12 protein-coding genes are annotated in these 12,293 nt (G+C 69.3%); 5 read left to right on the top strand and 7 right to left on the bottom strand.

Features of this window, described 5'->3' with window-relative positions:
- Position 1 precedes the first annotated feature (1 nt).
- Positions 2–1,039, bottom strand: coding sequence for an NrtA/SsuA/CpmA family ABC transporter substrate-binding protein (locus LDL21_RS08760; RefSeq protein ID WP_225279555.1), 1,038 nt, complete (start codon positions 1,037–1,039; stop codon positions 2–4).
- Between the two features lie 210 nt (positions 1,040–1,249).
- On the opposite strand from LDL21_RS08760, the gene LDL21_RS08755 reads away from it, so the two are divergent.
- On the top strand, positions 1,250–1,996 hold the full coding sequence (locus LDL21_RS08755; protein WP_181697415.1) for an IclR family transcriptional regulator: 747 nt from the start codon (positions 1,250–1,252) through the stop codon (positions 1,994–1,996).
- An 89-nt stretch (positions 1,997–2,085) separates the two neighbouring features.
- Positions 2,086–3,495: an MFS transporter gene (locus LDL21_RS08750; RefSeq protein ID WP_181697414.1), complete on the top strand. Its 1,410-nt coding sequence runs from the start codon at positions 2,086–2,088 to the stop codon at positions 3,493–3,495.
- A gap of 157 nt (positions 3,496–3,652) precedes the next feature.
- On the opposite strand, the gene LDL21_RS08745 is transcribed toward LDL21_RS08750, so the two are convergent.
- Both LDL21_RS08745 and LDL21_RS08740 read right to left on the bottom strand, forming a co-directional pair.
- Positions 3,653–4,912: a hypothetical protein gene (locus LDL21_RS08745; protein WP_225279554.1), complete on the bottom strand. Its 1,260-nt coding sequence runs from the start codon at positions 4,910–4,912 to the stop codon at positions 3,653–3,655.
- 131 nt (positions 4,913–5,043) lie between these two features.
- Positions 5,044–6,459: an amino acid permease gene (locus LDL21_RS08740; protein ID WP_225279553.1), complete on the bottom strand. Its 1,416-nt coding sequence runs from the start codon at positions 6,457–6,459 to the stop codon at positions 5,044–5,046.
- Between the two features lie 144 nt (positions 6,460–6,603).
- Here LDL21_RS08740 and LDL21_RS08735 point away from each other — a divergent pair, with 144 nt between their 5' ends.
- The gene (locus LDL21_RS08735) at positions 6,604–7,596 is read left to right on the top strand and encodes an LLM class flavin-dependent oxidoreductase (RefSeq protein WP_225279552.1); all 993 of its coding nucleotides are present in this window, start codon (positions 6,604–6,606) and stop codon (positions 7,594–7,596) included.
- A 6-nt stretch (positions 7,597–7,602) separates the two neighbouring features.
- Here the strand turns inward: LDL21_RS08735 and LDL21_RS08730 are convergent, their stop codons facing one another.
- Entirely contained in the window at positions 7,603–8,421 is an 819-nt protein-coding gene (locus LDL21_RS08730; RefSeq protein WP_181697410.1) for an NADPH-dependent oxidoreductase, read from the bottom strand.
- A gap of 122 nt (positions 8,422–8,543) precedes the next feature.
- Between LDL21_RS08730 and LDL21_RS08725 the strand changes: the two genes are divergently transcribed.
- Positions 8,544–9,140 (top strand): pyridoxamine 5'-phosphate oxidase family protein, encoded by a 597-nt coding sequence (locus LDL21_RS08725; RefSeq protein WP_225279551.1) that lies wholly within the window; start codon positions 8,544–8,546, stop codon positions 9,138–9,140.
- Here the strand turns inward: LDL21_RS08725 and LDL21_RS08720 are convergent.
- Both LDL21_RS08720 and LDL21_RS08715 read right to left on the bottom strand, forming a co-directional pair.
- Positions 9,118–9,849, bottom strand: a complete 732-nt coding sequence (locus tag LDL21_RS08720) for a glutamine amidotransferase (protein WP_225279550.1) — start codon at positions 9,847–9,849, stop codon at positions 9,118–9,120. The genes LDL21_RS08725 and LDL21_RS08720 overlap by 23 nt on opposite strands.
- A gap of 56 nt (positions 9,850–9,905) precedes the next feature.
- Positions 9,906–10,823 (bottom strand): SMP-30/gluconolactonase/LRE family protein, encoded by a 918-nt coding sequence (locus LDL21_RS08715; protein WP_372462171.1) that lies wholly within the window; start codon positions 10,821–10,823, stop codon positions 9,906–9,908.
- A 194-nt stretch (positions 10,824–11,017) separates the two neighbouring features.
- On the opposite strand from LDL21_RS08715, the gene LDL21_RS08710 reads away from it, so the two are divergent.
- A complete protein-coding gene (locus tag LDL21_RS08710; RefSeq protein WP_225279548.1) occupies positions 11,018–11,764 on the top strand; it encodes a M50 family metallopeptidase in 747 nt (248 codons plus the stop codon).
- On the opposite strand, the gene LDL21_RS08705 is transcribed toward LDL21_RS08710, so the two are convergent.
- Positions 11,755–12,237 carry a gluconokinase gene (locus LDL21_RS08705; RefSeq protein ID WP_225280322.1) on the bottom strand — a complete coding sequence of 161 codons (483 nt, stop codon included), beginning with the start codon at positions 12,235–12,237 and terminating at the stop codon, positions 11,755–11,757. The two genes, LDL21_RS08710 and LDL21_RS08705, sit on opposite strands and share 10 nt — an antisense overlap.
- Positions 12,238–12,293: the final 56 nt, after the last annotated feature.

The raw sequence follows: 12,293 nt of genomic DNA, 5'->3' as shown, positions 1-12,293 counted from the left end.
CTCACTTGTCCTTCAGCGCGGCGAGCTGTTCGGGGGTCAGCTTGGACTTCAGGTCGTAGAAGATGTCGGCGGCGGTGATACGGCGGTCGATGACACCGTTGTCGGCGAAGGTGTTCACCACATCGGCCAGGTCGGTGGCGTCGGAGTCGACGGGCAACCGGGGCACGGAGGCCTGCGCGCCCACCCGGACGGCGTCGGCCAGGCGCTCACCGGTGAGCGCGCGTGGACCGGACTTGTCGAAGACGTTCTCGAAGTCGGCCGGTGCGGCCTTCTGCTTCGCGGTGAGGCCTTGCAGGACTTCCAGATACTTCGCGGCCACGTCCGGGCGCTCGTCGAGGATCTCGGTGCGGAACACCACCACGGAGTTGTCCTTGGAGCCGATCTGCTTCTCGGTGACGATCTCCACCGCGCCCGCGGCCTTGGCCTCCTGGTACGGCACCAGGAACGACGCCCACGCGTCGACCTTGCCGGTCGCGAACGCCGAGGCGGCATCCTTCTGCTGCAACGGGACCCGGGTGACCTGATCGGCCGGAATACCTGCCTGGGCAAGGGCTTTGAGCGTGATGTACTCGCCCTTACCCGCCGGGTTCACCGCGATCCGCTTGCCCGCCAGGCCGGCCACCGAGGTCACCCCCGACTCCGGCCGGACGACGATGCCGCTCTGATCCTGGCCCGCCGGATCGGCCACCGCGACGATCTTCACGCCGACGGCCTTGGACAGCGCGCCGACCACGGGGCTGAAGGCCGCGCCGGACACGTCGAGTTCGCCGGTGTTGAACAGCTTCAGCATGGAGCTGAAACCCGGTGTGGTGCTGACCCATTGGATCTTGGCGCCCAGCGGTGCGAGGGCCGCGTCGAAGGTGCCGTCGCGTTTGCCGACGGCCAGCGGACCGCTGTTGCCCGGGTCGGTGACCTTGAGGATGTAGGGGGCGCCCGCCCCCTGTTCCGGCGTCGAGCCGGAGCCACATGCCGCGACGAGGGCGACGACGGGGGCGATCGCGAGCGCGATCCGCGAGAAGGCCGACAGCCTGCGGGACATTCGGGGCTCCTGTTCGGGACGGGGTCGATGCCCTCGGAGCGTATGAGCGCGCATCGTGCGAAACGAGGTATGCCTTTCCGTGGATCGGAAAGCTTGACACGAAGGCATTCGCAGATTTATGGCAATTGCACGGTCTTCACGCCGCGATGCTTTCCATATACCGGAATACACCCACAGGCTTGCGCACAATGCCTGTGTTACCTTCGGTTCGTGGAGACCTCCAGCGTGCAGACTGTCACCCGAGCCCTGTCTGTACTCGACTGCTTCCGCGGTGGCGAGGAACGCGGTGTCTCGGAAGTCGCACGCGCACAAGGACTTGCGGTCAGCACCACGCACCGGTTGCTCGGCGCGCTGGTACAGGCGGGCTTCCTGGAGAAGGACGCCGAGTCCAGCCGGTATCGCATGGGCGGGGCACTGGCCGAGTACGGCCAGATCGCCTACCGCCAGCACAAGATCTACCTCGCCGAGCCCTGCCTCGAACAGCTCGCCGCCACCACCGGGGCGACCGGCTCGGTCGCCACCCGCCACGGAATCCACGCCGTCCTGCTCGGTACCAGCCGGTGGCGCGAGAGCGACGGGCACAAGCTGCAGGGTGTCCGGCTGCCGCTGCACGCCAGCGCGCTCGGCAAAGCACTGCTCGCCTGGTCCGACGTCGATGACGACGAGTTGCGTTCGCTGCCCTACGAAGAAGGCACCGAACGGTCCGTGACCGGACCCGAAGAACTGCGCGCCGAACTCGTCACCACCCGCGAACGCGGCTACGCGTTCAACGACCGCGAACTCGACCCCGGATTCCGCACCATCGGCCTACCGATCCTCGACCCCGAGGGCCGCTGCCGATTCGCGCTCGGCCTGCGCGGACCCGTCACGCTGATGATCGACGAACGGGTGCCGTTCTTCGTGGAGTTGGCCAAGGTCACCGCGGCCGAGATCGCCGCCAAGTTCGCGGCGGCCTGACCCGGCCCGTCCGGCACGGAAATCCCCGCGCGCGAACGCGGGCGCGCCGGATACCGTGGACCGATTGGTTAGTCGAGGAAAGGACCGCAGTGGCGACCGATACGGCGGACACGGCTGTCGGGTTGCGATCCGAACGGGGTGCGGTACTCGCCTCGCTCATGCTCTCGACCTCGTTGATCGCGCTCGACTCCACCATCATCGCCACGGCGGTGCTCACCATCACCGACTCGCTCGGTGGATTCGCGATGTTCCCGTGGTTGTTCTCGATCTACCTGCTGGCACAGGCGGTGACGGTGCCGATCTACGGCAAGCTCGCCGACATGGTGGGGCGTAAGCCGGTGATCCTGTTCGGGATCGCCGTGTTCGCGGTCGGCTCGCTGCTGTGCGGGCTGGCCTCGAGCATGCTGGCGCTCATCGTCTTTCGTGCCATCCAGGGAATCGGCGCCGGCGCGATCCAGCCGATGACGATGGTCATCGCCAGCGACCTCTACAACCTGACCGAACGGGCCAAGGTTCAGGGGTACATGGCGGGCGTGTGGGCCGGGTCGGCGGTGCTCGGTCCGCTGCTGGGTGGGCTGCTCTCCGATCACGCGGACTGGCGGTGGATCTTCCTGATCAACCTGCCGCTGTGCGCGGTCGCGGCGTGGATGTTGGTGCGGCACTTCGCCGAATCGGCGCCGCGGACCCGTCAGCGGATCGACTACCTCGGGGCGGTGCTGCTCACGCTCGGCGCGGGGGCGCTGATCCTGGCGCTGCTCGAAGGCGGGCAGGCGTGGGCGTGGGGTTCGCCGGTGTCGATCGCTCTGTTCGCGGGCAGCGCGGTGGTGCTCGCGCTGTTCGCCGTCGTCGAACTGCGGGTGCCCAATCCGGTCCTGCCGCTGTGGGTTTTCACGCGGCGGATCGTGATCGCCAGCAGTACGGTGTCGCTGCTCGTCGGTGCGGTGGTGCTCGGATTGACTTCCTACGTCCCGACTTTCGCCCAGGGAGTGCTCGGCACCACCGCCCTCGTCGCCGGGCTCACCGTCGGCGGACTCACCCTCGGCTGGCCGCTGGCGGCGACACTGTCGGGCCGGTTGTACCTGCGCTGGGGATTCCGCATCGCCGGTCTGCTCGGCAGCACACTCGCCGTCATCGGTTGCGCGACAACACTGTTCATCGATGCCGGGACCAGCCCGTGGCAGATCGCGGGTTCGTGCTTCCTGATCGGCGGCGGCATGGGCCTGGTCGCCTCCCCCACCCTCATCGCGGCGCAGAACAGCGCCCCCTGGCAGGAACGGGGCGTGGTGACCTCGGCCAACATGTTCGCCCGCTCCCTCGGCAGCGCCCTCGGAGTCGCGGTGTTCGGCGCCATCGTCAACACCGGCATCACCGACCCCGACCACCCGACTCCCACCGAACTGGCCTCCGGCATCCACCTGGTGTTCGCCGCCATCCTGACCATGGCGGTGATCATGTTCGCGGCGGCCGCCACCATGCCCGGACGTACCGCCGCCGACTGACGGACCACCGCGGCGGCACCCGACATCCGGTCACACGCGGACCGACGGCTGCCCGCGCCGAGGCGTCACCGGTGTCGCGCACGCGGCGGTTGTGGGGCACCGCCGATACCAGGGTGTCCGGTCGACGCCCGCCGCGAGCGTCGGTTCGTGGTCGCGGTCAGGCGGATCGTTGCTCGGTGTGCCGCACCACCTCGACCCGCTCCTGCGGCCCGAACTCGACGACACGACGGATCCGCGAGTTCGCGACGGGCGCGAGGTCGACGGTGACCGGAGCGCCCGCGCCCGCGCGAGCGATCGCGATGATGCGGTCCTGGAGGAACCCGTCGGGAACCGGCACCCTGATGATGTCGCCCACCGCCAGCGCCTCCGCGGCGACCTCACCACCGCCGCCCACCGCGGCGAACTCACCGCACCGAGTCGGTCCGGAGCTCGCGCCGAGCCCGCGTTCGGCGATGGTCCACCACACCGACTCGCGGGCATCGCCCGGCCCGGACGACGCCGCGGCGTCGCCATCGGCACGCGCCTGCCGATGCGGCCGGGCCGTCTCGGCGAGGTCGCCGACGCTGGGCAGAGCCGCGGCGCCTTGGTCCGAATGCGCCGACCGATGCGACCGGTCCGCCGGTGCGGGTGCGGCTGCGGGTGCGGGTGCGGGTGCGCCATGGTCACGCAGGGCTGTCGTGTCGCCGTATGTGTACGGGCTGTCGATGTCCTGTTCGGTTGGCGGCCCGCTACGCCGAGCCGAGGCGGTGAGGCGCTGGTGCCAGGCGAGGATGCGGTCGCGTTCGGCTTCGGCGGCGGCGCGGGTCTCGTGCAGGGAGATGTGGCGGCGGGTCGGCGCGTTGCGGGGGTGGGTCGTTCCCGCGGCGCCGTCGACCACCAGAATCCAGCGGGCGCCGACGGCGCGGTCGCGGCGGGCCGAAACCCGTTCGGCCAGCGCGTGTCCCGGGGTGGCGCCGAGTCGGTCGGCGGCTTCCTCGATGCTCTCTACGAGGCCGAGTGAGCGCAGCAACTCGGCGGCCGAGAGTTCCGAGGTGTCGAGTTCCTGGGCGAGCGCGGGCATGGGTGTCTTACGGCGCCAGCCGATCCGGGCACAGTGTTCGTGGCGGGTGAACCACAAGCGGCTGCCGGAGCGGCGGTGCTGGTCGATCACCACGGCCCACCAGTCCCATTCGGGTTCGGCGACCAGGCGCGTGCGTACCCACCGTTCTCGTTCGGCGGTGGAGACCCGTTCCTCGGGTGGGACGAAGTTGCGCAGCGCGGTGCGGATCGCCGATTCCGTGCGCCCGAGCGTGCGGGCGGTGTTGGCCAGGTCGGCCCCTGCCCGCAGGTCGTCGGCGAGGATCCGGTATTCCGATTCGCGCCAGGTGGTTCCGTGCCTGCGTGGTGGACGCAGATCGCCGCGGAAGTCGTCACTCATGTCGTGCCCCCGTTCTCGCACCGCCCGGCAACACTCGCCGGGCCAGTTGTGTGACACTTCGACGATACCGATGGGGTATGACAGAAATCGCTTGTCTGCCAGCGGCTTTCCAGCAAACGGGGCCGACGGACTCAGCGGGTGTGCGCGGCCCCCTTGCGGCCGAAGGTGTAGTAGCCGACGCACACCAGCGCAGCCCACACTGCACCGACGACCAGGGCGGTGCGCCCACCGTCGGTCCACAGCAGCAGGATCACGACCAGGCCGAGGAAACCGAGAGCCGCCCAGGTGGTCACGGGCGCGCCGGGCAGGCGGTAGTCGCTGGCGGGCAGTTCCCCGGCGCGAACCTTGGCGCGATACTTCAAGTGGCACACCAGGATCACGCTCCACACCACGATGATGCCGACCGTGCTCACCGAGGTGATGTAGGCGAAAGCCTTGTCCGGCGAGATCACGTTCACCACCACACCGATCACCATCGCCGCCGCCGAGGCGCAGATACCGGTGAACGGCACCGACTGCTTGCTCAGCTTCGCGAACGGGCCGGGCGCCTCGTCGCGCAACGCGAGACTGCGCAGCATCCGGCCGGTCGAGTAGATGCCGGAGTTGCACGACGACAGCGCGGCGGTGAGCAGCACGAAGTTGATGATGCCCGCCGCGGCCGGGATGCCGATCTGCTCGAACACCTCGACGAACGGGCTGCGCCCGGCATGGAAGCTGCGCCAGCTCGCCACCGACATGATGACCACGAGCGCGCCCACATAGAATAGCCCGATGCGGAAGGGCAGGGTGTTGATCGCCTTGCGCAGGGTGGTCTTCGGGTCACGGGCCTCCCCCGCCGTCACGCCGACCAATTCGACACCGACATAAGCGAAGACGACGATCTGCAATACCAGCAGGGTCTGTCCGAAGCCGTGCGGGAACACCCCGCCGTCGGCCCACAGGTTGGTGACCGTCGGATCGGCGGCGTGCCCGAACCCGAACACCAGCACGCCGATGCCGATCAGGATCATCGCCAGGATCGCGGTCACCTTGATCGCCGAGAACCAGAACTCGCCCTCACCGAAGATCCGCACCGAGATCAGGTTGGCGGTGAACAGCACCGCAAGCACCACCAGCGCGGTCACCCACTGCGGAATGTCGAACCAGTACTGCACGTAGTGCCCGGCGACGGTGATCTCGGCCATACAGGTCGACACCCACACCGCCCAGTAGGACCACCCCGTGGCGAATCCGGCGAACCGGCCGAGGAACTCGTGCGCGTACTCGGCGAAGCTGCCCGACACCGGACGGTAGGTGAGCAGCTCACCGAGCGCGCGCATGATGACGAAGATCGCCAGTCCGGCGGCGAGGTAGGCCAGGATCAGCGAGGGGCCCGCCTGCTCGATCGCCGCACCGGAGCCGTAGAAGAGGCCGGTGCCGATGGCGCCGCCGATGGCGATCATCTGGATCGTGCGCGGATTGAGCCCGCGCGCGTAACCCTCTTCCGACGGAGCGGTGGGGGCTTCGGTCGGCGCGGCGGTGGGTAGGCCGGGACCGTCAGCGGACATGGCGGGATCCTTCCTTCGTGTCGAACAGTCCTGCACGCTACCGCGCCGCAACCGTGCCGCCGATCACCCCTACCGCTCGCGCGGAAATACCGGAGCCGCCGTGCCGGTTGGCCTACTGAGGGGATTTTCACGCGAAGGAGACTCATGAGCCCGGTCACGCTGTCGGTTCTCGATCTGGCACCGGTGCAGGCCGACGCGACGGCAGGCGAGGCCCTGCACGCGACGACCCGCTTCGCCCAGCGCGCCGAGGAGCTGGGAATGCGCCGTTTCTGGGTGGCCGAGCACCACAACATGCCCGGCATCGCCAGTTCGGCGCCTGCCGTTGTACTGGCGCATCTCGCCGCGTCGACCTCGCGCATCCGGGTCGGCTCGGGTGGCGTGATGCTGCCCAACCACGCTCCGCTGGTCGTCGCCGAACAGTTCGGCACCCTCGAGGCGCTGCATCCAGGCCGCGTCGATCTCGGTATCGGTCGCGCGCCCGGCACCGATCCGGCTACCGCTCGCGCGCTGCGCAGGCACGCCGAAGGTCTCGGCGCCGAATCGTTTCCCCGTGAGCTGACCGCCCTGATGGGATATTTCGGTGGCACCGATGCGGACGGCATCGTCGCCACCCCTGGTCGCGGTACACAGCCCGAGATGTGGTTGCTCGGCTCGAGCGGGTACAGCGCGCAGGTCGCGGCGGTGCTGGGGTTGCCGTTCGCGTTCGCGCACCACTTCGCCGGCGAGAACACCGCTGCCGCGCTCGCGCTCTACCGGGACAACTTCCGGCCGTCGGCGATCCTGGCCGAGCCGTACAGCATGGTCGCGGTCTCGGCGATCTGCGCCGACACCGATGCCGAGGCCGACCGACTCGCCGCACCCCGTGACCTGGCCTTCGTCAATCTGCGCGCCGGCCGCCCGCAGGCGCTGGCCACCCCCGAGCAGGCCGACGGGTTCCCCGGCAGCGATGCCGAACGCCACTTCGCCGCACAGCGCAAGGCAGGCCAACTGCAGGGTTCGCCGGAGACGGTGCGCGCCCAGGCAGCCCAGCTCATCGAGGACACCCGTCCCGACGAGTTGATGCTCACCACCCTCGTCTACGACATCGACACCCGCATCCGCTCCCTGGAACTCACCGCCGAGGCGATCAACGGCTGAACCGCCTCAGCGGAGCCGGAATCCCATGGCCACCAGGGACTCCCGGAGCCGGTGCCGGCCGTTGAGCGAGGCTTCGGAGCCGAGCCGGGCCAGTACCCGCTCGGTCCAGGAGAACGGGAGGCCCTGGTCGCCGTAGACCGCGCCGATCCGCTGCTCGTACTCGGCGACCGGTCCGCGCTGACGCGGCAGGTCGTAGGTCTCCTGGTGCAGCACGGCCGCTTGCGGCAGTCGCGGCTTGACCCGGGTGCCCTCCGCCGGATCCGGGTGCCCGACCACCAGCCCGAAGATGGGGAACACGTGGGCGGGCAGGTTCAGTTCCGCTGCGACCCGCTCGGGGTCGTTGCGCAACGCACCGATGTAGACGGTGCCCAGCCCGAGCGATTCGGCGGCGATCACGGCGTTCTGGGCGGCGAGCGCGGCATCGACCACGCCGACGTAACTGGATTCCAGATAGTCGGCGCCGTCGAGGGGCGCGCGGTGATCGTCGGCGAGCTGACGCAATCGCGCAAAGTCGACGGTCCAGACCAACAGCACCGGCGCCTGCTCGATGTGCGCCTGACCGCCTGCCACCGCCGCCAGCCGGGCCCGCCGCGCCGGATCACGGACCTCGATCACGCTCCATGCCTGCAGGTTCGACGAGGTCGGGGCCGACTGGGCCGCCGAAACCAGGAGCCGGATCGTTTCCGGTTCGACCGGATCGGGCAGGTAGCGCCGGACCGATTTGTGTTCGTGCAACACCTGCAGCACAGAGTTCCACTGCGCGGGAACGACGGCGGCCGGGTCCGCGTAGCGCTGCTGGACAGGGTGGGGAGCGGTCTGCGTCATGGCCCCATCGTCGGTCACCACCATGGGCGCCGTCTGCGATAACTCTCACCGTGAATCCAACGTCGCGGTCGATACACTCGACCACGGGGAGCTCGCCGCCCGGCGGGACCGGAAAGTGCGTCATGGCCAAGGTGTTCGACCGGATCGACGACAAATTACGGGCATTCATCGCCGACCAGCCGATGTACTTCGTGGGGACCGCACCCTCCTCCGGCGGTCATATCAATGTGTCCCCCAAGGGATACCGTGACACCTTCGCCGTCCTCGACGACCACACCGTCGCCTACCTCGATCTGTTCGGCAGCGGGTCGGAGACGATCGCGCACCTGCGCGACAACGGCCGCATCACCGTGATGTTCTGCTCGTTCTCCCGCGTCGCCCGCATTCTGCGCCTGCTGGGCACCGGGCGGGTCGTGCGGCCCGACTCCCCCGAATTCGACACGCTGCGTGCGCGATTCGGCACCGAGCATCCCGGTATCCGCGCGGTGATCGTGGTCTCGGTCGACCGCATCGCCGATTCGTGCGGCTGGTCGGTGCCGAGGATGGACCTGGTCGAGGAGCGTTCCGTTCTCGACGAGGCCCACACCCGCCGCACCGACGCGGACTTCGCGCGGCGCATCGCGGGCGACAACTCCGCCAGCATCGACGGTCTGCCCGCGCTGGAACCCGACCACCCGCTGCCGTCCACCGTCCGGGCTACCCGCGAGAGCGCGAGATGAAGCGCCGCAACAGTTCCCGCGGCACCGGCACCGACTCACGACGGCCGAGTTCGGCCAGCATGTCCGCCTCGCTCGGGTCGAAATAGCCCGCGTGCCGGTAGGCCTCGATCCGCACGGCCAGCCCGGTGCCGTCGAGTTCGGGATGGAACTGGGTGGCGTACACATTGCGCCCCACCCGGATCATCTGCACGGGGCAACCCTCGGAACCGGCGAGCAGCACCGCGCCCGGCGGCACGTCCTGGCAGGCCTCTTTGTGACCGACGAAGGCGCGGAACGAACGCGGGATGCCGGTGAGCAAGGGGTCCTCGGCGCCGTCGACCAACACGACCGTACTCGCGCCGACAGCTTCGCCGTAGCGGTCGGGGCCGACCTCACCGCCGAGCACGTCGGCCAGGATGCCCAGGCCGTAGCAGGCGCCGAAGTACGGAAAATCCCGGTCGACGATCTCGGTGAGCAGCGCGCGCAGCGGCGGTTCGAACCGCCGCTGGTAGTCGTACTTGTCCTGCTCCGGCGCGCTCACATTGCTCGGCCCGCCGCCGACGATCACGGCGCAGAAGTCGTCCAGGTCGAGCTCGGGAAGCCCCCGATCCATCTCTATGCGCACCACCTCGTCGTCGGTGAGTTCGGCCGCGCGTAGCAGCGCGGCGTACTCGTCGTCGGACGCGGCACGTTCGGGACGAAGCTGAAGCAACAGGCAGGGCTTGGACATCGTCGAGCCATCCCTCCGCAGTCTCATCGGGTCGGCTACCGACGATACTGCGCACGTCACGGCACCGCGCTCACCCCGAGGGCCGATTCGGAAAGACTGCCGAGATACAGGGTGCCCTGGTGCTCGATCACCGAGGTGACCATCGCGAAATCGTCGCCCGCCCGTTGCAGGTCGTGCACCACCGTGCCGTCCAGGTCGAGCGCGATCACCCACGCGGAGCGGGCGGGCGCCGGGCGGAGCCACTCGGGCAGCGCCCAGGTCAGGCGCCGGAAGATGCCCGGCAGGGCCAGCATCCGGTCCAGCAGCGGGTTGCGTGGTGCCACCATCCCGACCCAGACCAGACCGTCGCTGCCGAGGAGCATGTTGTCCGGCGAACCGGGCAGGTTCTCGACGAGACGATCGACGGTGCCCGCGCGCGGACCCGACAGCCAATACCGGGTGATCCGGTAGGCGCCGGTCTCGGCGACCAGCACACAGGACCGGTCCGGCGCCAGCACCACCCCGTTGCCGAACTGCAGTCCGTCGATCAGCACCTCCACCCGTCCCGCCGGGTCACGGCGGACCAGCCTGCCGCTGCCGGAATGCTCGAGGATGTCACCCATCCACTGCTCGAACGGCCAGCGTCGCGACGAGATCGAGAAGTAGACGGTGCCGTCGTCGTCGCGCACCACATTGCTGGGGAAGATGATGCGTTCCCCGTCCACTTCGGTGATCACCGGTTCGAGTTCGGCACCGGCCCGGGCCAGTCGGAGTACGCCATGGCCTGCGACGCAGATCAGCAGCGAACCGTCGGCGTCCGCGTGCATTCCCAGCGGCCTGCCCGCCGCTTGCGCGATCTTCTCGACGGTGCCGTCCGTCGGGTCGATGCGCCAGATGGCACCGTCCTCGGTGCCGGTGACCACGTGTCCGTCGGCCGTCAGCACGACATCTTCCGGTCCCTGACCAGGGAGCGGTATCAGCCGAACCGCAGGCAGCGCGGGGGTGCTCTGTGTCTGTGCGGCCCGGGCGGTCGCGCGGGGCGGGGTCCATCGGTGCGGTCGCATCTGCATGCCCTTTGCTACCACGCGCGGACGCGGTTGTTGCCCGGAAAGCATTGCGCGAACACGGTATCGGCGCATCATGTGGTGACCGGGGCGTGGGCGTGGCGAATCGCGGCTACAGTGCGGCGGTGGACACCGGATCGGTCAGCTCTTCGTTCGAACGTTTACTCGCACCGCAACCCGCGCCGCCGTGGTGGCTGGTGCTCGTCACCGCGGCGCTGGCGCTGATCCTGGTCGGATACCGGCCGCTGTGGCGGATCACCCGGGCCGCCGTCACGGTGGCGCACGAGGGTGGGCACGCGCTGTTCGCGCTGCTCACCGGGCGCAGGTTGCATGCCATCACGCTGCACACCGACACCTCGGGTCTCACGGTGTCCAGTGGCAAACCCACCGGTCCCGGCATGATCCTCACCGCGATGGCCGGATATCCGGCGCCCGCGCTGCTCGGCGCGGGCTACGCGGCGCTGCTGGGTTCCGGCCGGGTGTCGGTGATGCTGTGGGCCACCCTCGCGATGCTGGTGGCGGTGCTGGTGAAGGTGCGCAATGTGTACGGTCTGCTGACCGTGCTCGTGCTCGGCGCGCTGGTGTTCGGGGTGTCTTGGTACGGCAGCGATCTGCTCCAGGCCGGGTTCGCGTACCTGGCCGCGTGGTTCCTGCTGGCCGCCGCCGTCCGTCCGGTGCTCGAGCTGCAGCGCGGCAGGCGCAGACAACCCGGGCGCACCGATTCCGATGCCGATCAGCTGGCCCGTCTCACGCACCTGCCCGCGCTGCTGTGGGTCGCGTTCTTCGCGCTGGTGTGCCTGGCGGCGGCCGTGATCGGCGGGTGGTTGATGCTCGCGCCTGTCGAGCAACTGCATCCGCTGTTTCAGCGGTGATCGGCTCTCCACTTCTCGACCGCCTCGGTGACGAGCACCCCGGGCGGCTGTAGCGCGTTGAGGGCGACACCGGCTTCGTCCTGCTCGAGCGGTTCGAGCGTGGCCAATTGCGAGTCGAGCAGGATGGTCGGCATGAAATGGCCGAGGCGACCGGTCATCCGGCGCATCAACTCCACCCGGGTGGCGGCCAGATGCACGAAGTACGTGTCGGGCGCTTTGGCCCGGAGCCGGTCGCGGTACACCCGGCGCAGCGCCGAGCAGCTGGCCACCCCGCCCGTCTCGCTGTGCTCGTGCAGCCAGGTGGCGACCGTGTCGAGCCACGGCCACCGGTCCTCGTCGGTGAGCGGGATCCCGGCCGCCATCTTCTCGATATTGGCCAGCGGGTGGAAGTCGTCGCCCTCGGCGTAGGGCACGTCGAGGCGGTCGGCGAGCAGGGCCCCGACTGTCGTCTTACCGCACCCGGAGACGCCCATGACGACAATGACAGGTTCTCCCACCGCATCCTCCTCCGCCGAGCCGTTGCCCCTAC

The sequence above is a fragment of the Nocardia rosealba genome (genome assembly GCF_020216065.1).
GTDB lineage: Bacteria > Actinomycetota > Actinomycetes > Mycobacteriales > Mycobacteriaceae > Nocardia > Nocardia rosealba.
The sequence above is the reverse complement of the archived record's forward strand: the minus strand, read 5'-3'. Positions and strand labels throughout refer to the sequence as shown.

Bases quoted from the DNA above. Each gene is read 5' to 3' on its own strand.
- LDL21_RS08760 (WP_225279555.1), bottom strand. From the start codon at position 1,039: ATGTCCCGCAGGCTGTCGGCCTTCTCGCGGATCGCGCTCGCGATCGCC.
- LDL21_RS08745 (WP_225279554.1), bottom strand. From the start codon at position 4,912: ATGAGTGACGACTTCCGCGGCGATCTGCGTCCACCACGCAGGCACGGA.
- LDL21_RS08740 (WP_225279553.1), bottom strand. From the start codon at position 6,459: ATGTCCGCTGACGGTCCCGGCCTACCCACCGCCGCGCCGACCGAAGCC.
- LDL21_RS08735 (WP_225279552.1), top strand. From the start codon at position 6,604: ATGAGCCCGGTCACGCTGTCGGTTCTCGATCTGGCACCGGTGCAGGCC.
- LDL21_RS08730 (WP_181697410.1), bottom strand. From the start codon at position 8,421: ATGACGCAGACCGCTCCCCACCCTGTCCAGCAGCGCTACGCGGACCCG.
- LDL21_RS08725 (WP_225279551.1), top strand. From the start codon at position 8,544: ATGGCCAAGGTGTTCGACCGGATCGACGACAAATTACGGGCATTCATC.
- LDL21_RS08720 (WP_225279550.1), bottom strand. From the start codon at position 9,849: ATGTCCAAGCCCTGCCTGTTGCTTCAGCTTCGTCCCGAACGTGCCGCG.
- LDL21_RS08705 (WP_225280322.1), bottom strand. From the start codon at position 12,237: ATGGGCGTCTCCGGGTGCGGTAAGACGACAGTCGGGGCCCTGCTCGCC.